Consider the following 22,178-nt stretch of genomic DNA (forward strand, 5'->3'; position numbering starts at 1 on the left):
AGAACAGCACGAATGTCGGTGATCTCTACGATCGAGCAACTTGAGGCGATCTACGGCTTCCCGAACGACGCGTCGACCGTGAAGGTCGCCGATCACGTGACGCCGCTCTATCGTGTGCTCATCGAGAAGTCGCCGTTCGTGTCGCTTGCGACCGCAGGCCCCGAAGGGCTCGATTGCTCGCCGCGCGGCGACCTGCCGGGCTTCGTGCGCATCCATGATGCGAAGACGCTGATGATGCCGGATCGCCGCGGCAACAATCGCTGCGATTCGCTGCGCAACATCGTTCGCGATCCCCGCGTCGGCTTGCTGTTCCTGATTCCGGGCTCAGGCAGCACGCTGCGCGTCAACGGCCGCGCTTATGTCACGGCCGAACCGGAGCTGCTCGCCTCCTTCACGATGGAAGGCAAGGCACCGCGCACGGTGATCGTGATGCATGTGGAGGAGATCTATTTCCAGTGTGCGCGCGCGATCGTGCGCTCGGATCTCTGGAATCCGGACAAGCGGGTCGATCCGAAGGTTTTGCCGACGCCGGGCCAGATCCTCGCCGAGATGAGCGAGCACACGGTCGGGGGCGAAGAATACGATCGGGAATGGCCGGAGCGAGCGCGGCAGACGATGTGGTGACGCGCCCGGATGCTAGGCTTCGGCCCGGTCTTCCCAGTCCTCCCAGGTCACGTCAGTATTGATCTCGAGGTAGCGCGCAACGGCGACGCCGATGGTCGGGAAGAAGTTGTTCTCGCCAAGCTGCGCCAGCAGGCCGAATTTCTTCAGCTTGTCCTTGACGGGATCCTTGAGCTCGGCAAAGCACAGCTCGATCTTCTGTGCGTGCAGCGCCTCGTCGAGCTCGGCGAGAATGTCGCCGGCGGTCACGTCCACGCTGGTGACCGGCTCGGCCGTGACCACCAGCCAGCGCACCGCCGTCGGGGATTTCGCCACCGCATCCAGCGCGCGTTCCTTGAAGAACTCGGCATTGGCAAAGAACAGCGGCGCATCCCACCGGAACAGCACCAGGCCGGGGATCTGGCGCGCATCCGGGTATCGCGTGATGTCGTGATAGCCCTTCACGCCGGAGGCGCGGCCCAGCACGGCGGAATGCGGCCGCCAGCCGTCCCACAGGAATTCGACGATCGCGAGCACGATGGCGAGGCCAATTCCGGGAATCACGCCGAGCACGGCCACGCCGACGAAGCAGACCATCGATAGCCAGAACTCCCACTGCTGAATGCGGTAGATTCGCCTGAGGTCGCCGATCTCAAACAGGCCGAGCGCAGCGGCGATGACGACGGCGGCCAACGCGGCGTTGGGCAAGTGCTGCAGCAAATTCGGCGCTATCAGCAGCAGGAAGGCGATGGCCAGCGCGCCGATGACGCTGGTCAATTGCGTGCGCGCTCCGGCAGCTTCCGCAACGGGCGTGCGCGATCCGCTGCTGCTGATCGGAAAACCCTGAAAGAAGCCGGCCGCCAGATTGGCCGCGCCGAGCCCCACCATCTCCTGGTTCGGATCAACGCGATCGCCCAATCGTCCCGCATAGGCGCGCGACAGCACGCTGGTGTCGGCGAACGACACCAGCGCGACGGCGCAGCCGCCGATCAGCACCTGCACAATGTCGCCATAGCCGATCCTGGGAATGGCGAATCCCGGCAGGCCCTGCGGAAGCGAGCCCAGGACCGTCACGCCGAAGCGGGCCCCGAGATCGAGAACGCCGGTGACGACCGTCGCCGCAACGACGGCAATCAGAATGCCGGGCAACCGCTTGTTCCGGGCGAGCAGCAGGATCACCGCCAGGGTGGCAAGGCCGATCCCGAGGGTCGGCCAATTCGTCTTTCCGTCGACGATTGCTCCGACGACCGCCCAGAGACTGCGCAGAGGTCCATCGCCTTCAATGGAAAAGCCGAACAGCTTTGGCAGCTGGCTGATCAGCACGGTCAGGGCAATGCCGTTCATGTAGCCGTAGCGGATCGGCTTGGAGAGTAGCTCGGTCAGGAATCCCAGCCGCGCGATGCCCGCGACGATGCATATCGTTCCGGAGACGACCGCCATCATGGCGGCCAAGGTTGCCGCACGCATCGGATCGCCGCCCGACAGCGGAACGACGACGCCGAGGATAATGGCTGCAAGCGCCGAGTCCGGCCCAAGGACAAGGATGCGGCTCGGCCCGAACAGCGCGTAGACGAGCAGCGGGATGATCGTCGCATAGAGCCCGTAGATGCCGGGCAGGCCGGACGCTTCCGCATAGGCGATGCCGACCGGGACCAGCATGGTCGCGAGCACCAGCCCGGCGACGATGTCGTGTGGAAGCCACGCCGCTTGATATCGACGCAGCGTGGTGAGACCCGGCAGCCAGCCGGTCCAATGCTTCATCGCCGGTCACTCCCAACGTCGTTGGGGCCGCAGGCGCTTGACTTGAACCGCTCTACCCCTTCGCCTGCTCATCAAACGCCTTCAGCGACACCGCTGCAATCTCGCGCAGCGCGTTGCGGTCGGCGCCCGAGGAAGCCATCACGCACATGCCTGATGTCACCGCGGAGAGATAGCGGGCAAGGGTGGCCGGATCGGCGCTTTCGCCCAGGTCGCGTTCGGCCTTCGCGCGGACAAAACGCTCGTGCAACTGGTCCTCGGTTCGGGTGCGGCGCGCTGCCAGTTCAAATGGAACATTCTCCGAGCCGGTGCCACAGGCAAGGCCGCCCTGGACCAGCAGGCAGCCGGGCGGGTTGGCGGGATCGGTCTGGGCGTCCGCGTGCTCCATCAGAAATCGTTCGGCCACCTCTCGGGCGGTGGAGGCACCCAAAACCTTTTCCATCCAGGCGTCGCGCTTCTCGGTATAGCGGTCGAGCGCGGCCTTCAGCAGGCCCTCCTTGCTGCCAAAGGCGGCATAGAGGCTGGGCGGATTGATATTCATCGCCTCGGTGAGCTGCGCGATCGTCGCGCCCTCGTAACCATGGCGCCAGAACACGTCCATGGCCTGGTCCAAAGCGGCGTCCGCGTCGAAAGCGCGGGGGCGTCCCATTCCCATTTTTCGTTGCTCCGTAAGCCGGGTGCCGTTTCTATGACGGATTGTCCCTGGCTTATCCTCTTGTTGCACGTGATGTTTTTCCGCGACTTCCCATTTCCCCATGAATGAGATAAGAAATTCATAGTGCTCGATACATAAGTATCTTGCGAACTGGCGTCCAGCTCCACATCTGTAGCGAACACTACAGATATCTGGAGCGCGTAAATGCCTTCGTCAATCCAAAATCCCCGTTCCGGCCGCTTCCGACGTGTCGTCGGCGGTATCGTGATCCTTGGCGCCCTCGCGGTGGCCGGTTCGATCGCGACCGGCCACTATTTTCATGCCGCACAGGCGACCGCGACTGCCGCGGCTCCCGAGCCGGCGGTCCCGGTCACCGTCGCGGTGATCCAGCCGCGGCCGACCACGCTGTTCGATGACTTCTCGGGCCGGCTACGAAGCCGTCGACCGCGTCCAACTCCGGCCGCGGGTGGCGGGCGCGATCCTTTCGACCAACTTCACCGAGGGCGCGCTGGTGAAGTCCGGCGACATCCTGTTCAAGATCGACCCCGCGCCCTACGCCGCCGAGGTCGATCGCGCCCAGGCGCAGCTCGAGGCCGCCAAGGCCCGCGTCGTGTTCACCACGAGCGAAGTCGAGCGCGGCGCGCAACTGGTCGGCAACAACATCGTGACCAAGCGCGATTTCGACCAGCGCGACAACGCCAATCGCGAGGCAGTCGCCAACGTCAAGGCCGCCGAGGCCGCGCTGCAGACGGCCAAACTCAATCTCGACTACACCGAGGTGCGGGCGCCGGTCGACGGCCGGGTCGGCAGGATCGAAGTCACCGTCGGCAATCTCGTCGCCGCCGGCACCTCGTCGCCGGTCCTGACCTCGCTGGTCTCGGTCAATCCGATCTATGCGAGCTTCGATGCCGACGAGGAGGTCGTGCTGCGCGCACTGAACTCGATCGCGGACGCCTTCGGCAAGCGCGGCGATCTCGACCAGATTCCGGTCGATATGGTGACGTCGGGCGGCCTCAGTGCCAAGGGGCACATCCAGCTGATCGACAACCAGGTCAACGGGCAGAGCGGCACCATCCGCGTCCGCGCCGTGTTCAAGAACGATGACGGCCGGCTGATCCCGGGGCAATTCGCCCGCGTGCGCATGGGTCAGCCCAAGCAGCAGACGCTGGTGCTGATCGACGAGCGCGCCGTCGGCACCGACCAGGACAAGAAGTTCGTAATGCTGGTCGGCGACGACAGCCGTGCGGTCTATCGTTCCATCACGCTTGGCGGCTCGGTCGATGGCCTGCGGATCGTCTCCGCCGGCCTGAAGTCCGGCGACCGCATCGTCGTCAACGGCCTGCAGCGCGTGCGTCCCGGCGTACTCCTGAAGATGGAAGTCGCCGAAATGGGCGCGCGCGGCGTGCAGCAGGCATCCACTGAAACCAACCAGCACGTCGTGCAGCGCTAGGCGCTGCGCGCGGGGGCGGAGCCATCGAATCTCTCAAAATTCTTTATCGACCGGCCGATCTTCGCCGGCGTGCTTTCGATCCTGATCTTCCTGGCCGGCCTGATCTCGCTGCTGGCGATGCCGATCTCGGAATATCCCGACGTGGTGCCGCCGTCGGTCGTGGTGCGCGCAACCTATCCAGGCGCCAATCCGAAGGTGATCGCCGAGACGGTGGCAACGCCGATCGAGGAGCAGATCAACGGTGTCGAAGGCATGCTCTATATGTCGAGCCAGGCGACCACCGACGGCGCGATGACGCTGACGGTGACGTTCCGGCTCGGCACCGACCCCGACAAGGCGACCCAGCTGGTGCAGAACCGCGTGCAGCAGGCCGAGCCGCGCCTGCCGGCCGTGGTGCGCCAGCTCGGCATCATCACCAAGAAGAGCTCGCCCGACCTCACCATGGTCGTGCATCTGCTGTCGCCGAACAACCGCTACGACATGACGTATCTACGCAACTACGCGGTACTCAACGTCAAGGACCGGCTGGCGCGGATCGACGGCGTCGGCGACGTCCAGCTCTATGGCGCCGGCGATTATTCGATGCGGGTCTGGCTCGACCCGCAGAAGGCCGCCGAGCATTCGCTGACCGCGAGCGACGTCGTGCGCGCGATCCAGGCCCAGAACGTCGAGGCCGCCGCCGGCGTGGTCGGCTCCTCGCCCAGCGTCAAGGGCATCGACCTCCAGCTCTCCGTCAACGCCGAGGGACGTCTGTCGACCGAGGAGCAGTTCGGCGACATCGTGGTGAAGACGGGTTCGGCCGGCGAGGTGGTGCGGCTGCGCGACGTCGCGCGGATCGAACTCGGCGCCTCCGAATATGGACTGCGCTCGCTGCTCGACAACAAGCAGGCGGTCGCGATCCCGATCTTCCAGGCGCCGGGGTCGAATGCGCTGGAGATCTCCGACCATGTCCGCGCCACGATGGCCGAGATCAAGAAGAACATGCCGGAAGGCGTGTCCTACCAGATCGTCTACGATCCGACGCAGTTCGTGCGTTCGTCGATCGAGGCTGTCATCCACACGCTGCTCGAGGCCATCGCGCTCGTCGTGCTGGTCGTGATCCTGTTCCTGCAGACCTGGCGCGCCTCGATCATCCCGTTGATCGCGGTCCCGGTGTCGATCGTCGGCACCTTCGCGGTGATGCATGTGTTCGGCTTCTCGATCAACGCGCTCAGCCTGTTCGGCCTGGTGCTCGCGATCGGCATCGTGGTCGACGATGCCATCGTCGTGGTGGAGAACGTCGAGCGCAACATCGAGTCCGGCCTGTCGCCGCGCGATGCCACCAACCAGGCGATGCGCGAAGTGTCCGGCCCGATCATCGCGATCGCGCTGGTCCTGATCGCGGTATTCGTGCCGCTCGCCTTCATCTCCGGCCTCACCGGACAGTTCTACAAGCAGTTCGCGCTGACGATTGCGATCTCGACCGTGATATCAGCGATCAACTCGCTGACGTTGTCGCCGGCGCTGTCGGCGCTGCTGCTGAAGGGGCATCACGAGCCGAAGGACTGGCTGACCCGGATCATGGAAAGGTCGCTTGGCTGGTTCTTCCGCGGCTTCAACAAGGTCTTCACCAAGTCCTCCGAGAACTACGGCCGCACCGTCACCAAGGTGATCTACGGCAAGGCCGTGGTGATCGGCCTCTATGTGCTGCTGATCGGCCTGACCGGCGTGCTGTTCAAGCAGGTGCCGAGCGGCTTCGTGCCGGGCCAGGACAAGCAGTATCTGGTCGGCTTTGCGCGGCTGCCCGATGGCGCGACGCTCGACCGCACCGAGGAAGTGATCCGCAAGATGAGCGACATCGCGCTGACCCAGCCCGGCGTCGAAAGCTCGGTGGCGTTCCCCGGCCTGTCGATCTCCGGCTTCACCAACTCCTCCAACGCCGGCATCGTGTTCTCGACCTTGAAGCCGTTCGACGAGCGTAAGGATCCCTCGCTCAGCGGTCCGGCGATCGCGGCCGCCCTGAACAAGAAATATGCCGGCATCCAGGATGCCTTCATCGCCATGTTCCCGCCGCCGCCGGTCAACGGCCTCGGCACCATCGGCGGCTTCAAGCTGCAGATCGAGGACCGCGCGGGCCTCGGCTATGAGGCGCTGAACGACGCAACCAAGGCGTTCATGGCGGCGATGCAGAAGGCGCCGGAGATTGCCGGCGTGTTCTCCAGCTTCCAGGTCAACGTGCCGCAGTTGTTCGCCGATATCGACCGTACCAAGGCGTTGCAACTCGGCGTGCCCGTCACGGAGGTCTTCAACACGCTGCAGATCTATCTCGGCTCCTACTATGTGAACGACTTCAACAAATTCGGCCGCACCTATTCGGTCTATGTGCAGGCCGACGCGCCGTTCCGCGCGCGTGCCGACGACATCAGGCAGCTGAAGGTGCGCTCGTCGTCGGGCGACATGGTGCCGCTGTCGGCCTTGCTGAAGGTCCGCCAGAGCGCGGGGCCGGAACGCGCGATCCGCTACAACGGCTTCCTGTCGTCGGATATCAACGCGGCTGCCGCGCCGGGCTATTCCTCCGGCCAGGCCCAGGAGGCGGCGACGCGGATCGCGGCCGAAGTGCTGCCGCCCGGCTTTGCCTTCGAATGGACCGACCTGACCTATCAGGAGTTCATCGCCGGCAACTCCGGAATCTGGGTGTTTCCGCTGGCGATCCTCTTGGTGTTCCTGGTGCTCGCCGCGCTCTATGAAAGCCTGGCGCTGCCGCTCTCGATCATCATGATCGTGCCGATGGGGCTATTGGCCGCGATGTTCGGGGTCTGGCTGTCGAAGGGCGACAACAACGTCTTCACCCAGATCGGCCTGATCGTGCTGGTCGGATTGTCGGCCAAGAACGCCATCCTGATCGTCGAATTCGCGCGCGAGCTCGAATTCGCCGGGCGGTCACCGATCCGTGCCGCGATCGAGGCGAGTCGCTTAAGGCTGCGACCAATTCTGATGACGTCGATGGCCTTCATCATGGGCGTGCTGCCGCTGGTGCTGTCGACCGGCGCGGGCTCGGAGATGCGGCGCGCGATGGGCGTTGCGGTGTTCTCCGGCATGATCGGCGTCACGGTGTTCGGCCTGTTCCTGACGCCGGTGTTCTACGTGCTGCTGCGCAGCCTCACCGGGATGAAGCCGCTGACGCAGCACGGCGAGACGACCATCCCCGGAAAAGCACACGCGGCATGATGCCGCGTGTGCAGAGCGTTTTCGAGCGAAGTGGATACCGGTTCGCGTGAAGAAAACGCGGCAAGACAAGAAAACGAGAGCTTCAGCTTTGATTCAATCAAAACTGAAGCTCTCGTTCGTGTCAGCTTCGAACGGAATCAGGCTGCGATATCGAGCAGCAACAGTGACGAACCGCGGACCAGCACCTTGCGGCCCGCGGGCGTCAGCTCAAACGAGTCTCCTCGCACCGCAACATAGCCGAGCGTGATCAGGCTCTCGACGGCAAACCGGTTCAGCCGGGTAGGGTTTGCTGCGGGAGCCCGCAGCGCTTTCAGCGCATCCCATTGATCGGGTCTGAGTTCGAATTCTTCGCTCATCGGTCCAGGCACTCCAGAAGTTCTTGGCGTGCGAGATACAGAGCGCAGATGAATTTCGTGCGACCACAACGAGTCAGGATTTCGATTTATGTGGACGCGTCGTCACATCGCTGTGTCATTGGAATACTTCAATTTTTTTGAATCATTGCGGCGCAATGACGCGTGATTTCGTCACAGTGATTAATCCCAAATTGTCACACGGGTTAACCGTCTCGATTAACCGCGCCGCACGCTTGCGCCACCATCGACCGGCAACGTGACACCGGTCACGAAGTTTGCTTCATCGGAGGCGAGAAACAGCGCGGCATTGGCGACGTCCCAGCCGGTACCCATCTTGTGACGCAGCGGCACCTTGCTGTCGCGCTCGGCCTCGACCTCGGCGCGGCTCTTCTTGAATTCGCGGGCGCGGGTGTCCACCGCCATCGGCGTGTTCATCAATCCCGGCAGGATCACGTTTGCGCGAATGCCATATTGCGCATTCTGGTAGGCGAGCTGTTCGGTGAAGGCGATCATCGCCGACTTGGTTGCCTTGTAGGCGACGTAGGGATAGGTCGTGATCGCGGCCATCGACGAGATGTTGATGATCGAGCCGCGCTGCTGCGCGCGCATGATCGGGATCACATGCTTGGCGGCGAGGATGCAGCTCTTCAGATTGATCGCCACGCAGCGGTCGAACGCCTCCTCGGTGATATCAAGCAGTTCGGCATCGCCGCCGGAGAGGCTGACGCCGACATTGTTGTGCAGGATGTCGACACTGCCCCAGCGGCCATGTGCGTCCGCCACCATCGCCTTGATGTCAGCATTTTTGGTGACGTCGGCCTTGAAGGCGACTGCAGTCCCGCCCTTGGCCGCGATCAGGTCGACCGTCTCCTGCGCCGAAGCCAGATTGTAATCGACGCACAGCACCCTGGCGCCTTCGCGCGCGAAGGTCAGCGCGGTGGCGCGGCCGTTGCCGATGCCCTCGCCGGGGCTTTGGCCGGCACCGACGACGATGGCGACGCGATCTTGCAGGCGCATCTCACTTCACTCCCTGTAGCGGGTACTGCTGCAGTACCTCCTTGTAGTAAGGTTCGTTGTCGATCTGCATGGTGGCGAGCACCCGCACCACGGCGCAGTAGAATGCGATCGTCAGCACGAGATCGGTCATGTGCTCGTCGGAGAGATGTTGCTTGATCTCGGCGAAGGTCGCCTCCGACATCGCGAGCTCGCGCACCATCTCGCGGGCGCCCCTGAGGATCGCCTTTGCCAGCGGCTCGAGCTTCGACGGCTGGCCACTGGTCTCCGCGATCAGGCCCTTTATATCCTCGTCGGTGACGCCGAACTCCTTGCCGATCTTCACATGGTGGGTGAACTCGTATTCCGACTGCTCGAGCCAGCCGACCTGCAGGATCGCGAGTTCGCGTAAGCGCGGATCGAGCTTGCTCTTGAAGCGGATGTAGCCGCCGATGCCGTTGAAGGCGCGCGCCATGTCCGGCGAGTTCACCAGCAGCTTGTGCAGATTGGTATTGCGCTTGAGCATGTCGCGATATTCGGGGGCGACCTGATCGGCTTCGAGATAGGGCAGGCGGGCCATTGTTGTTGTCCTTTTTTCGGCGGCTTGCGGAAGAGGCAGCTAAAGCGCGATGAGATTGGGTTGAATCGTCATCGCGCTTTAGTTCATTGTTTGAGCATGATCTTTTCGGAAAACCGCTTCGCACTTTTCCGGATCATGCTTAGCGCTTCAGCCGTAGAGGGCTTTGTGCTCGCTTTCGTAGTTGGCGTAGGAGTCTTTCATGCTGGCGCCGTTGAGCAGCATCGTTGCGATCACCGCGTTGTCGGCATCGAACACGGTCGAGCGCACCCACATGCTCTCGGTGCGCTTGCTGCCGGAAAGCGCCACGACCTCGCGCTCGACCCAATAGGTCTCGCCGGGGAATAGCGGCCCGCGCAAAAGACGGATCTCCTGGTCGGCGAACAGCCCGACCGCGGGGCCGCGGACCGGCAACCGGTCCTCGCGCGCGCGGTATTGGAACAGCACGCTCAGCATCTCCATCGGGACGATGGCGCGGCCCAGGAATTGTGCTCCAGCGAATAATAGTCCGATGGCTCGGTGATCACCCTGAGCTTGTCGGCAAGCGAAAACGGATAGAGATCGCCCATGTTCTGGTCGAAATCCATCTTGATCGCCTGCCGCGGCGTCTTCATGCCGACCTTGATGTCGGCGAGGATGACGGGATCGGTCAGCGGCTTCAATTCGCCGAGCCGGCGGCTGAGCGCCGTCTCGTTGCCGTCGCCATCGATCGAGGCGGTGCCGCGCAGGATCTCGGTGCCGTCACGCTTGACCATCCCGATCGTGCAAACGGTCTGGCCCGGCTTCGGCTTCTCGATCTGGGCCTGCACCTCTTCGCCTTCGAACACCGGGTTGCGGTAATGCGCGGATAGGCAGCCAGTGATGAACCAGGCGCGGCCCCAGATCCGCTCGCACAGCGGCGCGAACTGGCTGAAATGGGTCGGTCCCTCGATCGTGCCGCCGCGAAAGCCGAGCTTCTGCGCGGTTGCATCGTCGTGAAATCGAGGCGTGGGAGTCGTAGGTCTGGGCCTGCAGCATCTGCTTCGGGCTGCGCCAGGGACCCACCAGCAGATCGCCGTTCTCCACGATTTCCGTCGTGAACGCGGATTCGACTGTAATCATCCTTGGTCTCCCTTTGCGCGCCACCGTTTCAAAGATGCCGGGGTTCGGCAAGGCCTTGCAGAACGACAAGGCCTCGCATGGGCAACATGAGATATGTGCTGCGGCCATGGAACGGGGCTGTTCATGCATAACAAAATCAGTGCATGCTGATGCATGATCATTTCGGAAGATAATCAGACCGGTCCGGACCGGCGTGGCTGACTGACGGGGAAACTGATGGCGTTGATGGAAGTTGGACTGGACGACAAGTACCGGTTGGACACGAAACGAATCTTCCTCTCCGGTACCCAGGCGCTGGTCCGATTGCCCATGTTGCAGCGCGAACGCGACCGCGCGCACGGGCTGAACACCGCCGGTTTCATCTCCGGTTACCGCGGTTCGCCGCTCGGCATGTACGACCACGCGCTGTGGCGGGCGAAATCCTTCCTGAAGGAGCATGACATCGCCTTCGTTCCGGGCCTCAACGAGGATCTGGCGGCGACCGCGGTGTGGGGCAGCCAGCAGGTCGGCATGTTCCCCGGCGCCAAGGTCGATGGCGTGTTCGGCATCTGGTACGGCAAGGGCCCCGGCGTCGACCGCTCGCTCGACGCGCTCAAGCACGCCAATTCCGCCGGCACCTCGCCGAACGGCGGTGTGATCGCGCTGGCCGGCGACGACCATGGCTGCCAATCCTCCACCCTGGCGCATCAGAGCGAGCAGGTGTTCGCCTCGGCGCTGATGCCGGTGGTCAATCCGGCGACGCTGCAGGACTATCTCGACCTCGGCATCCTCGGCTTCGCGCTGTCGCGCTATTCCGGCTGCTGGGTCGGCTTCAAGGCGATCTCGGAGACGGTGGAAAGCTCGGCCTCGATCGTCAGCGATCCCGATCGCATCAAGATCATCATGCCCGACGATTTCGAGATGCCGCCGGACGGGCTCTCGATCCGCTGGCCGGATCCGCCGCTCGAGGCCGAGCGCCGGCTGCACGGGCCCAAGATGGAGGCGGTCGCGGCCTTCGCCCGCGTCAACCGCTTCGACCGCATCGTGCTGGATTCCAAGCCGGCACGGCTCGGCATCATGGCGACCGGCAAGGCCTATCTCGATCTGCGCCAGGCGCTCGCCGATCTCGGTATCACCGATGCCGATGCGCAGGCGCTCGGCCTGCGCATCTACAAGGTCGCCCTGACCTGGCCGCTCGAAGCGCGCGGCGCGCGCGCCTTCGCCGAGGGTCTGCAGGATGTGCTGGTCGTCGAGGAGAAGCGCGGCTTCATCGAGGACCAGCTGGTCCGCATCCTCTACAACATGGATGCCTCGAAGCGTCCCTCGGTGGTCGGCAAGCGCGACGAGAGCGGCGCGCCGCTGCTGCCGAGCGAGGGCGAGCTGACGCCGACCATGGTCGCCGCCGCCGTGGTGGCGCGGCTGCGCCGGCTCGGTCACCGCAGCCCGCTGCTGGAGCAGCGCTTGGCAAAACTCGAGGCGTTCGATCGCCCGGCCGAGGGCACGGGCACCGCGAAGCTGCAGCGCACGCCGTATTTCTGCTCGGGCTGCCCGCACAACTCGTCGACCAAGATTCCCGAGGGCAGCCGCGCCATGGCCGGCATCGGCTGCCACGGCATGGCGCTGTCGGTGCCGAACCGCAACACCCAGACCATCTCGCATATGGGCGCGGAGGGCGTGAGCTGGATCGGGCAGGCGCCGTTCACCAGCGAACAGCATGTGTTCCAGAATCTCGGCGACGGCACCTATACCCATTCCGGCTTGCTGGCGCTGCGCGCGGCGGCTGCGGCCGGCGTCAACATCACCTACAAGATCCTCTACAACGATGCGGTTGCGATGACCGGCGGCCAGCCGGCCGAGGGCGGCTTTACGGTGTCGCAGATCGCACACCAGGTCTGGGCGGAGGGCACCAAGCGGCTCGCGATCGTCTCCGACGATCCCGACAAATATCCCGCCAATTATTTCCCGGCCGGCGCTACCATTCATCATCGCCGCGAGCTCGATGCCGTGCAGCGCACCCTGCGCGAGATCGAGGGCCTCACCGTCCTGATCTACGACCAGACCTGCGCCGCCGAGAAGCGCCGTCGCCGCAAGCGCGGGCTGTTCCCGATCCGGCCAAGCGCGTCTTCATCAATGAGCGCGTCTGCGAGGGTTGCGGCGACTGCTCGGTGGCGTCGAACTGCGTCTCGGTGCAGCCGCTGGAGACCGAACTCGGCCGCAAGCGCCGCATCGACCAGTCGAACTGCAACAAGGATTTCTCCTGCATCGAGGGCTTTTGCCCGAGCTTTGTGATGGTGCAGGACCCCAAGCTGCGCAAGGCGGACCGCGCTGCCGCCGATCCCAAGGCACTGTTCGCCGATTTGCCGACGCCGCCTGTGGCCGCGTTGAGCAATCCCTACAACATCCTGATCACCGGCATCGGCGGCACCGGTGTGATCACCATCGGCGCGCTGCTCGGCATGGCCGCGCATGTCGAGGGGCTCGCCTGTTCGACGCTCGACTTCACCGGCCTGTCGCAGAAGAACGGCGCCGTGATGAGCCATGTCCGGCTCGCGCCCGCCTCCGACATGCTGACCACGGTGCGCATCGCACCGGGCAATGCCAACCTGATCCTCGGCTGCGACCTCGTCGTCGCTACCAGCGTGCCGGCGCTGAGCCGCGCCGAGCGCGGCGTCACCCGCGCCGTCGTCAACGCCGATCTTTTGCCGACCGCGAGCTTCGTGATCGATCCCGATATCGACTTCGAAGCCAGCTCGATGCGCGATGCGCTGAACGGTGCGGTGACGCCTGGCGATCTCGACATCCTCGATGCCACCGGGCTTACCACGGCGCTGATGGGCGACAGCATCGCCACCAACGCCTTTATGCTCGGCTTCGCCTTCCAGCGCGGCGCGATCCCGCTGTCGCTGGACGCGATCCTGAAGGCGATCGAGCTCAACGGCGCCGCGATCGAGATGAACAAGACCGCCTTCTCATGGGGCCGGCTCGCCGCGCATGATCTGCAACGTGTGGTCAGCGCCGCGCGCTTCAAGAGCGCCGGCGCCGCGCCGGCCAAGAAGACGCTGGACGAGGCGATTGCCTTCCGCGCCAAATTCCTCACCGACTATCAGGACGCGGCCTACGCCAGGCGCTATCTCGACGATGTAGCGCGCGTCCGCACCGCCGAGGCGGCGGCCGCGCCGGGCTCGCAGGACCTGACGGAGGCCTTCGCAAAGGGCCTGTTCAAGCTGATGGCCTACAAGGACGAATACGAGGTCGCGCGGCTCTATTCCGACGGCGAGTTCAGCAAGGCCCTGAGGGAACAGTTCCATGGCAATTCCGGCTTGAAGGTCTTGCTGGCGCCGCCGCTGCTGGCTCAGCGCGATCCCGTCACCGGGCGGCTGCAGAAGCGTGAGTTCGGTCCGTGGATTTTCAGCGCGTTCGGCATGCTCGCAAAGCTGAAGGGCCTGCGCGGCACCGCGCTCGACATCTTCGGCTATACCGCCGAGCGCAAGATGGAGCGCGCATTGCCGGTCGAGTATTCGGCGATGATCCTGCGCCATTTCGACGGCAAGAAGCCGCTCGACTTGCCGCGCCTCGTGGCGCTGGCAAAGGCTGCGGACCTCGTGCGCGGTTATGGCCACATTAAGGAGGGCAACGTCGCCCGCTACCGCACCGAATGCGCGCGGCTGGAGCGCGCGATCGGCCAGCCGCTGGCGCAGGCAGCGGAGTAGGGGGAACTTTCCACGGCCGCCCTGGTTGATCGGTAACCCTGCCCTCGACCAGCGGCTGGATTCGCGCGGCCGAGCCCTTACATGATGGCTGTCTGTTCGAGTGATTTCAGGAGGCCGTTTGATGGTCCTGAAAAACGCTTTTGTTGCAATCGTTTGCACCGCGTGCCTGACTTGGGGCGGCGTGGCGCTGGCCGACGAGTACGGCCCAGCGAATTCTTCAGCCTCGATCTCTCCAAGGCGGTGCTGTCGCCGAAGCGACTTGGCCCGCCGACGCAGTTCGAGCCCGTTCCGGTCGAGGCGAAGACCGACCATGGCCCCGATCAGCATGCGAATGTCGAGCCGCAGGTCGAGGAGCCGAAAGTCGCGCCGAAGAAAGCCGTGCGGACCACCAGGGTGACCGCGTCGCACGAGAAGAAGCGCGCGGAAGCGCGCGTGCCCGCCCGTGCCAAGCTCGCGCGCCGCCACTCGAACCCGCTCGATGCGGAGGCCCGTGACACACGGATCCAGACCTGGCCGTGCCGCACCGGCGGCATCTGCAACTGGCATCGGTGAGGCGGCGCTCTCGCGCCTCTGCTTTCTCGAAGTGCGTCAATCCTTGACCCGTCATCCTGAGGTGCGAGCGAAGCGAGCCTCGAAGGATGGATCGGCCACGGACGGGCCGTTCATCCTTCGAGACGGCCGCTTCGCGACCTCCTCAGGATGACGGGTTTGGTGCTTGAGCGCTCGATATCCGGGGCCGCCGTCCCAGCAGCCGCCCCCGAGTCATCCCGCCGTCGCAAAACCGTCGGCGGAGAGTCAAGAAACCGTAAGGCCGGAGTCAAGGAGCGCAGGCAAAACCTTCGTTGCGATTCGACGAAGGTTATTCGATGCCGACTGCGAACTCCGCGAGGCGGCGTGGCCTCACCCGGCGCCAGCTTCTGGTGCGCTCGGCGTCGACCGCGGCGCTGGCGGGATTCGGCGCGCTGGCAAGACCGTATCTGAGCCGCGCCGCGGATCGGCCCGCGATTGCGGGCATCCAGTCCGGCGACGTGGCAAGCGATTCCGCTGTCATCTGGGCGCGCGCCGATCGCGCCGCGCGGATGCACATCGAATGCGCCGCGGTCGAAAGCTTCGCCCGCATCCTGCGCACCGCGTCCGCCGATGCGCTGCCCGAGCGCGACTTCACCGCCAAGCTGCTGCTCGAACGGCCTGCCGCCGGGCCAGGACCTGCTCTATCGCGTGCGCTTCGAGGACCGCGACGGCACATCAGGCGAAAGCCGCATCGGCCATTTCCGCACCGCGCCGGCCGACCGGCGTCCGGTCTCGTTCGTCTGGTCCGGCGACGTTGTCGGGCAGGGCTGGGGCATCGACCCCGCGCGCGGCGGCTTGCGCAGCTACCGCACCATGCTGGACGAGCGCCCAGACTTCTTCATCCATTCCGGCGATCACATCTACGCCGATTGCACGGTGCCGTCGGAGCAGAAACTCCCCAACGGTGAGATCTGGCGCAACATCGTCACCGAGGAGAAATCCGCCGTCGCAGAGAGCCTCGATCAGTTTCGCGGCAACTACAAATACAACTGGCTCGACGACAATTTCCGCGCCTTCCACGCCGAGGTGCCGATGTTCGCGCAGTGGGACGACCACGAGGTGGCCGACGACTGGTCGCCGCTCGGCACCACCGATGCGACCGGCTATGAGGCGGACGGCAGCTCGCGCCTGGTGGCACGGGCACGCCGCGCCTTCCACGAATTCATGCCGATGCGGCTGATGCCGGAGCGCGATGGCCGCGTCTACCGCAAGATTCCCTACGGGCCGCTGCTCGACGTCTTCATCATCGACATGCGTTCCTATCGCGATTCCAGCTGGAACAAGCAGGGCGATCCGGACCAGGCCTGCATCCTCGGCCAGAGCCAGCTCGCCTGGCTGAAGCGGGAGCTGGTGGCGTCGGATGCTGTGTGGAAGGTGATCGCGGCGGATCTGCCGATCGGCCTCGTCAGCCTCGATGCGGTCGCGCTCGGTGACGGCCCGCCCGCGCGGCGCGAGCACGAGATCGCCGATCTGTTGTCCTTCATGAAGCGCGCCGGGGTCCGCAACACGGTCTGGCTCACCGCCGACATGCACTACACCGCCGCGCATCACTATGATCCGAATCGCGCGGTGTTCCAGGAGTTCGAGCCGTTCTGGGAGTTCGTCTCCGGCCCGCTGCATGCCGGCACCTGGTCGCCGGGCGAACTCGACAACACGTTTGGCCCGAAGGCGATGTACCAGAAGGGCTGCTCGGCCGAACAGGGCGACAATCTCGCGCCGTGCTTCGGGCTGCAATTCTTCGGCCGCGTCGACATCGACGGCAAGACCGGCGTGATGACGGTGACGCTGAAGGACGTCGACAACCACGACCTCTGGTCGGTCGATATCGAGCCGCGGCCGGACGCGCGGCCCGGCCAGATCATGGCGCAGCACATCTAGCGCCGTCTCTGATCCCGTCGCGACATCTTGATTGCCGGCGTCTTGCCCGAGGGGCCGGTTTGCGTGCAGACTGCACCTGGCAGTCCTGCCAATTTCATTCCCACGAAACGATTTGCTGGCGTGAGGTCGTCGATGGCATCGGCTTCCCACGCGTCAGGAGCTATCCATGGAAAATCTGCAGACACAGGGCATCAGCCTGCCGCAGCTCGGGCTCGGCACCTTCCGCATGCAGGGCGATACCTGCCGCGCGGCGGTCGAGAGCGCGCTTGGGCTCGGCTATCGGCATATCGACACCGCCGAGATGTACGGCAATGAAGAGGCGATCGGGGCGGCGATCGCTGCCTCGAATGTCGCGCGCACGGACCTGCACGTGACCACCAAGGTCTGGCACGAGAACCTGGCGCCGGATGCGATCCGGACAGCGTTCGACGCCAGCCTGAAGAAGCTGCGGCTCGATCACGTCGACCTCTATCTGGTGCACTGGCCGTCGCGGAGCATGAAGCTGCCTGCCGTCTTCGAGACGCTGATGAAGCTGAAAGAGGAAGGCCGGACCCGTGCGATCGGCGTCGCCAATTTCACCACCGCGCTGCTCAAGACCGTGGTCGAGGACATCAAGGCGCCGATCGCCTGCAACCAGATCGAATATCACGCGATGCTGGACCAGACGCCGGTGCGCAAATATCTCGCCGCGAAATCGATCCCGCTGGTGGCCTATTGTCCGCTCGCCCAGGGCCGCTTCGCCACCGACGAGACGCTGGCGAAAATCGGCAGCAAGCATGATGCGACCGCGGCGCAGGTGGCGCTGAAATGGCTGCTCGATCAGGATGGAGTGGCGGCTATTCCGAAAGCCTCGCGCGCCGAAAGCCAAAAGGCAAATCTCGACGCACTGAAGGTCAAGCTCGACGACGCGGACCGCAAGGCGATTGCGGCGCTGCCCAAGGACATGCGCTGCGTCAATCCGGGGTTTGCGCCGGCGTGGGATTGAGGCCGCTGGCCCTGAGGAAGTAGAAAAGAAAATGGCTCCGTGAGGAGCCATTTTCCGTTGTGTCGGTTTTTAGTAGTGATGACGTTTGATGATCACCGTCCGGTCATGGCCGCGATGCCAGCCATGATGCCAACCGCGGTGCCAGCCACGGTCATGGCGCATTTCGGCGCGTGCGCCCCAGCCGCGGTCCCAGTGATGATGACCGCCATGTCTGATCACGACCGTCTCGGCGCTCGCGATCGACGGAACGGCCACCGCAAGCGCACCAACCGCCGCGAGAACAAAGCCAATCTTTTTCATCTCATCCTCCTCAAATAAGTGAAGAGAAAACCGTGCGGATATTGAAACGTTCCTCAGGAACCAGAGGAGTTTTCTGAACACTTGTTCAGCAATAACAGCCGTCGCGGCGTTCGCCGCGAGCAGGCTGCACAACCGACAGCGAGCGCCGCCGGCGGCCTTGCCTAACCTCGGCGTCCGACGCATCATCGCGCCATAAAAATCAATGTTCGGGGGACGTTGCCATGAGCGAATTTTCACGCCGGGATTTTTTGAAAGTGACGGGATCGGCCGCTGCCGCAGCCATCGCGAGGCCGGCCGCTGCGGCGATGGGGCCGGACGACAAGTTCGACCTCGTGATCAAGAACGGCGATGTCATCGATCCCAGCCAGTCGCTGCGCGGCAAGCGCGACATCGGCATCCGCTGGGGCATCATCGAGGCGATCGAAGACGAGATCCCGGCTGCTCGCGCCGCCAGGACCATTGACGCGTCGGGCAAGCTCGTGATGCCGGGTCTGGTCGATCTGCACTGCCACGTCTACCCGTACGGATCGGCGATCGGCATTCCCGCCGACGAGCTGGTGCAATTCCAGGGCACCACGACGGTCGTCTCGGCGGGCGACGCCGGCGTCAACAACCTCGCGGCGCTGCGGCGCTTCATCGTCGCGCAATCGCGGGCGCGGATCTACGCCTTCGTCCACATCGCCAACAACGGCCTGTCGGCATTCCCGGTGGCCGAGCTCTACAACATCGACAACGCCCAGGTCGAAGCCTGCGCGATGGCGCTGGCCGAGAACCCCGACTTCCTGATCGGGGTCAAGGTGCGGATGTCGGAAAACGTCATCTTCAAGCACGGCCTCGAGCCGCTGAAGCGCGGCATCCTGGCCTGCGAGATGTGCGGCTGGCCGGCGCGGATGATGGTACATATCGGCGGCGTCGAGACCAGGGAGCTGATGTCCGACATCCTCGATCTGCTGCGGCCGGGCGATATCCTGACCCACGCCTATTCCGGCGCGCCGAACATGTCCGGCGCTTTCACCAATATCGTCCAGGAGGGCAAGCTGTTGCCGGCGGCGCTCGCGGCCAAGCAGCGCGGCGTGCTGTTCGACGTCGGCCATGGCGGCGGCAGCTTCGATTTCACGGTGGCCGAAGTCGCGATCCCCGCCGGCTGCGCGCCCGATACGATCTCCTCCGACATCCACGTCTTCTCGGGCAACTCGCCCGGCATTCCGTTCCTGCCGAACGTGATGAGCAAGTTCCTGGCGATGGGCTCGTCGCTGGATCAGGTGGTGGCGATGGCGACCTCGGCGCCGGCGCGGATCATCAACCGGACCCCGAAGGTCGGCACGCTGCAGCGTGGCGCGCCCGGCGACGTCGCGATCATGGATCTCGTCGAAGGCCCGGTCTCCTTCGTCGATACCCGCAACAACAAGCGCGACGGCAATCTGCTGCTGAGGCCGGTGCAGACCGTGGTCAACGGCGTGCCGTTCGGCCGGCCCTATCAGGCGCCGTTCTCGGTGAGGTAGGCGCGCAGATCGGTAGAGCATGATGAGATCAGATCGAATGGCGACCGCAAGCGCGCTGCGCTCCCTCGCCCCGTTCTTACGGGGAGAGGGTTGGGGTGAGGGGCTGCCTCCGCGTATCCGGTGATAGCTGAGGTTGCGGAGGCTCCCCCTCACCCGGAACGCATCTGACGATGCGTTCCGACCTCTCCCGCACGCGGGGCGAGGTGAAGCGGAGTCCGCAACTCGCTTCAGCGCAAAGTCATCATGATCTAGAGCGTTGGCCGATCTGACTGAATCGTTGGGGATTCACAAATCAGCGTTTGGTGATTCAAGCTGGTCGCCGGAGCTGGAGGCCGGCGGGCATGGCGAAACCGCTGTCGATGGATCTTCGCGAACGTGTGCTTGCCTGTATTGAGAGTGGCATTTCAGGCCGGCAGGCTGCCGAGCGATTTGGCGTCAGCGCGGCAAGCGTAAGCCGCTGGCGAACGCGCGAGCGGGAGCAAGGCGATGCCCAGCCGAGGGCTCAGGGCGGCGACCGCAAGTCCCACCGGATTGATACTCATCAGGCGACGATCATGGCTCTGCTCGAGACGGCGCCGGATATCACTATCGAGGAATTGCGTGACGGCTTGAGCAAACAAGGCCTGTCCTTTGGCTATGGCACGATCCGCCGCTTCTTCGAGCGCCACAAGATCACGCGTAAAAAAAGACCGCCCATGCCTCAGAGCAGGATCGCCCGGACGTCTTGAAGCGACGCGAGGCCTGGCGCGAGAGCCAGGGCAAGCTCGACCGGGATCGGCTCGTCTTCATCGACGAGACCTGGGCGTCGACCGACATGGCGCGAACCCATGGCCGCTGCCAGCGCGGAGAACGTCTGCGGGCCAGCGTTCCTCACGGCCACTGGAAAACAACTACCTGCGTAGCCGCTCTAACCACACGCGGCATCATCGCGCCCTGGGTGCTCGATGGCCCCATCAACCGCAACGCCTTTGAGACCTATGTCGAAAAGGTGCTCATTCCTGAGCTGCCAGACCACGCCATCGTCATCATGGACAACCTCTCCAGCCACAAAGGGCCCCGCATACGTGAGATGATCGAGGCGGCCGGCGCTACGCTTCTCTATCTTCCGCCCTACAGTCCCGACCTCAATCCGATCGAGAATGCCTTCGCCAAGCTCAAAGCAAATCTGCGGAAGGCCGCCGAACGCACCGTCGGCGGCCTTTGGGATGCTGTCGGGCGCATCATCGACACCTACACGCCCACGGAATCCACAAACTACTTCATCGCCGCGGGCTACTTGCAACCTGATCGGCTAACGCTCTAGCAGCGCTTCTCCACATTGCTGCTGCGCGCCGGCACGCCGAACTCCTTGCGGCACACCTCGGCCAGCGCGGCAACGCCCTCGCGGATCTGCTCGTGCGAGGGGCTGGCGAAGCAGAGGCGGAGCCGGCTGCCGGAATGGGCCTTGCTGGTCGACCATTCCGGTCCCGGATTGATCGAGACGCCGGCGGCAAGCGCCGCCTGATAGAGCTTCAGCGTGTCGACATTGTCGGGCAGCTTGACCCAGAGGAAGATGCCGCCCTTGGGCGCCTCGAATTCGGCCGCGGTGCCGAACTGCTCGTTCAACGCCTCCATCAGCGTATCGAGCTTGGCGCGCAGGCCCTTGGTCAGGCGCGGCACATGGGTCGAAAAATGCGGTGCGCAATATTCCGCGAGCACCATCTGCTCCAGTGCGCCGGAGCCGGCGTCGGTCTTCAGCGGCAGCATTCGCGACATGATCCCCCAGGGCGCGACGATGAAGCCGACCCGCAGCGCAGGCGCGATCGATTTGGAGAACGAGCCGATATGGATCACGCCGCCATGCTTGCTCATCGCATAGATCGCGGGCGGCCGTTCGCCGTTCCAGATCAAATCGGCATAGCAATCGTCCTCGAAGATCGGCACGCCGTATTCCCTTGACAGCTTCAGCATCTCGGCGCGGCGGCTCTCGGAAAGGATCGAGCCGGTCGGGTTCTGCACTGTCGGGATGGTGTAGATGTATTTCGGCGTGATGCCGCGCCGCTTGTGATCGGCGAGTGCCGCAGCCAGCGCATCGATCCTGATGCCCTCGCCATCGAGGGGAATGCCGACCGCATTGACGCCGAGCCGTGTCAGCCGGTTCAGTGAGCCCTGATAGGTTTCCTGCTCGATCAGCACGGCATCGCCCTTGGCGAGCAAGGTGTGATTGACAAGATCGAGCGCCTGCAGCGAGCCGGAGACGATCATGATCTCGTCCGGCGTGCAGGCAATCCCGGCGTCGCGCTTCAGCTTCTCGGTCAGGAACTGGCGCAGCGGCAGATAGCCCTGCGGCCCGTGCGCGAGATTGTAGGTCGCCAAATTCCTGCCCTCGCGCTTCAACACGGCGTTGACCGCCTCCAGCAGCCCGTCGACCGGGACCTGGTCGGGATCGTTGTTGCCGCCGACGAAGCTGTATTTGGCGAGCCCGGTCCAGCGTGCGGCCGGGGCAGGCAGGCCGGCCGCGAGTAGCGGTGTAAAGTCGAACTGGGCTGAGGTGGACATGGACGTTTCGCTCCGTGTT

Annotated in this window: 14 protein-coding genes and 4 pseudogenes; 9 read left to right on the plus strand and 9 right to left on the minus strand. The window is 64.4% G+C overall.

What is annotated here, in order from left to right:
• Positions 1–12 precede the first annotated feature (12 nt).
• Positions 13–624: a pyridoxamine 5'-phosphate oxidase family protein gene (locus ACSKB9_RS34570; RefSeq protein ID WP_438078780.1), complete on the plus strand. Its 612-nt coding sequence runs from the start codon at positions 13–15 to the stop codon at positions 622–624.
• A gap of 12 nt (positions 625–636) precedes the next feature.
• Here ACSKB9_RS34570 and ACSKB9_RS34575 read toward each other — a convergent pair whose 3' ends face one another.
• Complete coding sequence (locus ACSKB9_RS34575) at positions 637–2,361, minus strand: SulP family inorganic anion transporter (protein WP_438078782.1); 1,725 nt, start codon at positions 2,359–2,361, stop codon at positions 637–639.
• A gap of 52 nt (positions 2,362–2,413) precedes the next feature.
• The gene (locus ACSKB9_RS34580) at positions 2,414–3,013 is read right to left on the minus strand and encodes a TetR/AcrR family transcriptional regulator (protein ID WP_050387852.1); all 600 of its coding nucleotides are present in this window, start codon (positions 3,011–3,013) and stop codon (positions 2,414–2,416) included.
• Between the two features lie 204 nt (positions 3,014–3,217).
• Between ACSKB9_RS34580 and ACSKB9_RS34585 the strand changes: the two are divergent.
• Together ACSKB9_RS34585 and ACSKB9_RS34590 are read left to right on the plus strand one after the other, a co-directional pair.
• Positions 3,218–4,463 (plus strand): annotated as a pseudogene (locus ACSKB9_RS34585) (efflux RND transporter periplasmic adaptor subunit).
• Between the two features lie 3 nt (positions 4,464–4,466).
• Positions 4,467–7,670 carry an efflux RND transporter permease subunit gene (locus ACSKB9_RS34590; protein WP_438080531.1) on the plus strand — a complete coding sequence of 1,068 codons (3,204 nt, stop codon included), beginning with the start codon at positions 4,467–4,469 and terminating at the stop codon, positions 7,668–7,670.
• Positions 7,671–7,807: 137 nt separating this feature from the next.
• Here ACSKB9_RS34590 and ACSKB9_RS34595 read toward each other — a convergent pair whose 3' ends face one another.
• From ACSKB9_RS34595 to ACSKB9_RS34615, 5 genes are all read right to left on the minus strand, one after another.
• The gene (locus ACSKB9_RS34595; protein WP_168857210.1) at positions 7,808–8,026 is read right to left on the minus strand and encodes a hypothetical protein; all 219 of its coding nucleotides are present in this window, start codon (positions 8,024–8,026) and stop codon (positions 7,808–7,810) included.
• Between the two features lie 216 nt (positions 8,027–8,242).
• Positions 8,243–9,043, minus strand: a complete 801-nt coding sequence (locus ACSKB9_RS34600; RefSeq protein ID WP_438078784.1) for an SDR family NAD(P)-dependent oxidoreductase — start codon at positions 9,041–9,043, stop codon at positions 8,243–8,245.
• A gap of 1 nt (position 9,044) precedes the next feature.
• Positions 9,045–9,599, minus strand: coding sequence for a carboxymuconolactone decarboxylase family protein (locus tag ACSKB9_RS34605; RefSeq protein ID WP_438078786.1), 555 nt, complete (start codon positions 9,597–9,599; stop codon positions 9,045–9,047).
• A gap of 147 nt (positions 9,600–9,746) precedes the next feature.
• Entirely contained in the window at positions 9,747–10,043 is a 297-nt protein-coding gene (locus ACSKB9_RS34610) for a hypothetical protein (protein ID WP_438078788.1), read from the minus strand.
• A 2-nt stretch (positions 10,044–10,045) separates the two neighbouring features.
• The gene (locus tag ACSKB9_RS34615) at positions 10,046–10,423 is read right to left on the minus strand and encodes a hypothetical protein (RefSeq protein ID WP_438078790.1); all 378 of its coding nucleotides are present in this window, start codon (positions 10,421–10,423) and stop codon (positions 10,046–10,048) included.
• 490 nt (positions 10,424–10,913) lie between these two features.
• On the opposite strand from ACSKB9_RS34615, the pseudogene ACSKB9_RS34620 reads away from it, so the two are divergent.
• The 4 genes and pseudogenes from ACSKB9_RS34620 to ACSKB9_RS34635 all read left to right on the plus strand — a co-directional run bounded on the left by ACSKB9_RS34620 (position 10,914) and on the right by ACSKB9_RS34635 (position 17,819).
• Positions 10,914–14,386, plus strand: a pseudogene (locus ACSKB9_RS34620) (indolepyruvate ferredoxin oxidoreductase family protein).
• Between the two features lie 121 nt (positions 14,387–14,507).
• Positions 14,508–14,938 (plus strand): annotated as a pseudogene (locus ACSKB9_RS34625) (hypothetical protein).
• Positions 14,939–15,252: 314 nt separating this feature from the next.
• Positions 15,253–16,834, plus strand: a pseudogene (locus tag ACSKB9_RS34630) (alkaline phosphatase D family protein).
• Positions 16,835–17,000: 166 nt separating this feature from the next.
• Entirely contained in the window at positions 17,001–17,819 is an 819-nt protein-coding gene (locus tag ACSKB9_RS34635; protein ID WP_438078792.1) for an aldo/keto reductase, read from the plus strand.
• 69 nt (positions 17,820–17,888) lie between these two features.
• Here the strand turns inward: ACSKB9_RS34635 and ACSKB9_RS34640 are convergent, their stop codons facing one another.
• On the minus strand, positions 17,889–18,119 hold the full coding sequence (locus tag ACSKB9_RS34640; protein WP_438080533.1) for a hypothetical protein: 231 nt from the start codon (positions 18,117–18,119) through the stop codon (positions 17,889–17,891).
• A 221-nt stretch (positions 18,120–18,340) separates the two neighbouring features.
• On the opposite strand from ACSKB9_RS34640, the gene ACSKB9_RS34645 reads away from it, so the two are divergent.
• Both ACSKB9_RS34645 and ACSKB9_RS34650 read left to right on the plus strand, forming a co-directional pair.
• A complete protein-coding gene (locus tag ACSKB9_RS34645; protein ID WP_438078794.1) occupies positions 18,341–19,621 on the plus strand; it encodes an amidohydrolase family protein in 1,281 nt (426 codons plus the stop codon).
• Between the two features lie 341 nt (positions 19,622–19,962).
• Positions 19,963–20,924 (plus strand): IS630 family transposase gene (locus ACSKB9_RS34650; protein WP_438078796.1). Its coding sequence is split into 2 segments (ribosomal slippage): positions 19,963–20,302 and positions 20,302–20,924, totalling 963 coding nucleotides; the frame shifts between segments, so codons are not numbered across the junction.
• Here ACSKB9_RS34650 and ACSKB9_RS34655 read toward each other — a convergent pair.
• Positions 20,921–22,159, minus strand: a complete 1,239-nt coding sequence (locus tag ACSKB9_RS34655; RefSeq protein ID WP_438078798.1) for a PLP-dependent aminotransferase family protein — start codon at positions 22,157–22,159, stop codon at positions 20,921–20,923. The genes ACSKB9_RS34650 and ACSKB9_RS34655 overlap by 4 nt on opposite strands.
• Positions 22,160–22,178: the final 19 nt, after the last annotated feature.

This window comes from Bradyrhizobium sp. BR 1433, assembly GCF_051547665.1.
GTDB classification, from domain to species: domain Bacteria; phylum Pseudomonadota; class Alphaproteobacteria; order Rhizobiales; family Xanthobacteraceae; genus Bradyrhizobium; species Bradyrhizobium australafricanum.

What these genes read in the sequence shown, in the direction of transcription:
- ACSKB9_RS34570 (WP_438078780.1), top strand. Translation starts at nt 13, where the DNA reads ATGTCGGTGATCTCTACGATCGAGCAACTTGAGGCGATCTACGGCTTC.
- ACSKB9_RS34575 (WP_438078782.1), bottom strand. Translation starts at nt 2,361, where the DNA reads ATGAAGCATTGGACCGGCTGGCTGCCGGGTCTCACCACGCTGCGTCGA.
- ACSKB9_RS34580 (WP_050387852.1), bottom strand. Translation starts at nt 3,013, where the DNA reads ATGGGAATGGGACGCCCCCGCGCTTTCGACGCGGACGCCGCTTTGGAC.
- ACSKB9_RS34595 (WP_168857210.1), bottom strand. Translation starts at nt 8,026, where the DNA reads ATGAGCGAAGAATTCGAACTCAGACCCGATCAATGGGATGCGCTGAAA.
- ACSKB9_RS34600 (WP_438078784.1), bottom strand. Translation starts at nt 9,043, where the DNA reads ATGCGCCTGCAAGATCGCGTCGCCATCGTCGTCGGTGCCGGCCAAAGC.
- ACSKB9_RS34605 (WP_438078786.1), bottom strand. Translation starts at nt 9,599, where the DNA reads ATGGCCCGCCTGCCCTATCTCGAAGCCGATCAGGTCGCCCCCGAATAT.
- ACSKB9_RS34635 (WP_438078792.1), top strand. Translation starts at nt 17,001, where the DNA reads ATGGAAAATCTGCAGACACAGGGCATCAGCCTGCCGCAGCTCGGGCTC.
- ACSKB9_RS34640 (WP_438080533.1), bottom strand. Translation starts at nt 18,119, where the DNA reads ATGAAAAAGATTGGCTTTGTTCTCGCGGCGGTTGGTGCGCTTGCGGTG.
- ACSKB9_RS34645 (WP_438078794.1), top strand. Translation starts at nt 18,341, where the DNA reads ATGAGCGAATTTTCACGCCGGGATTTTTTGAAAGTGACGGGATCGGCC.
- ACSKB9_RS34655 (WP_438078798.1), bottom strand. Translation starts at nt 22,159, where the DNA reads ATGTCCACCTCAGCCCAGTTCGACTTTACACCGCTACTCGCGGCCGGC.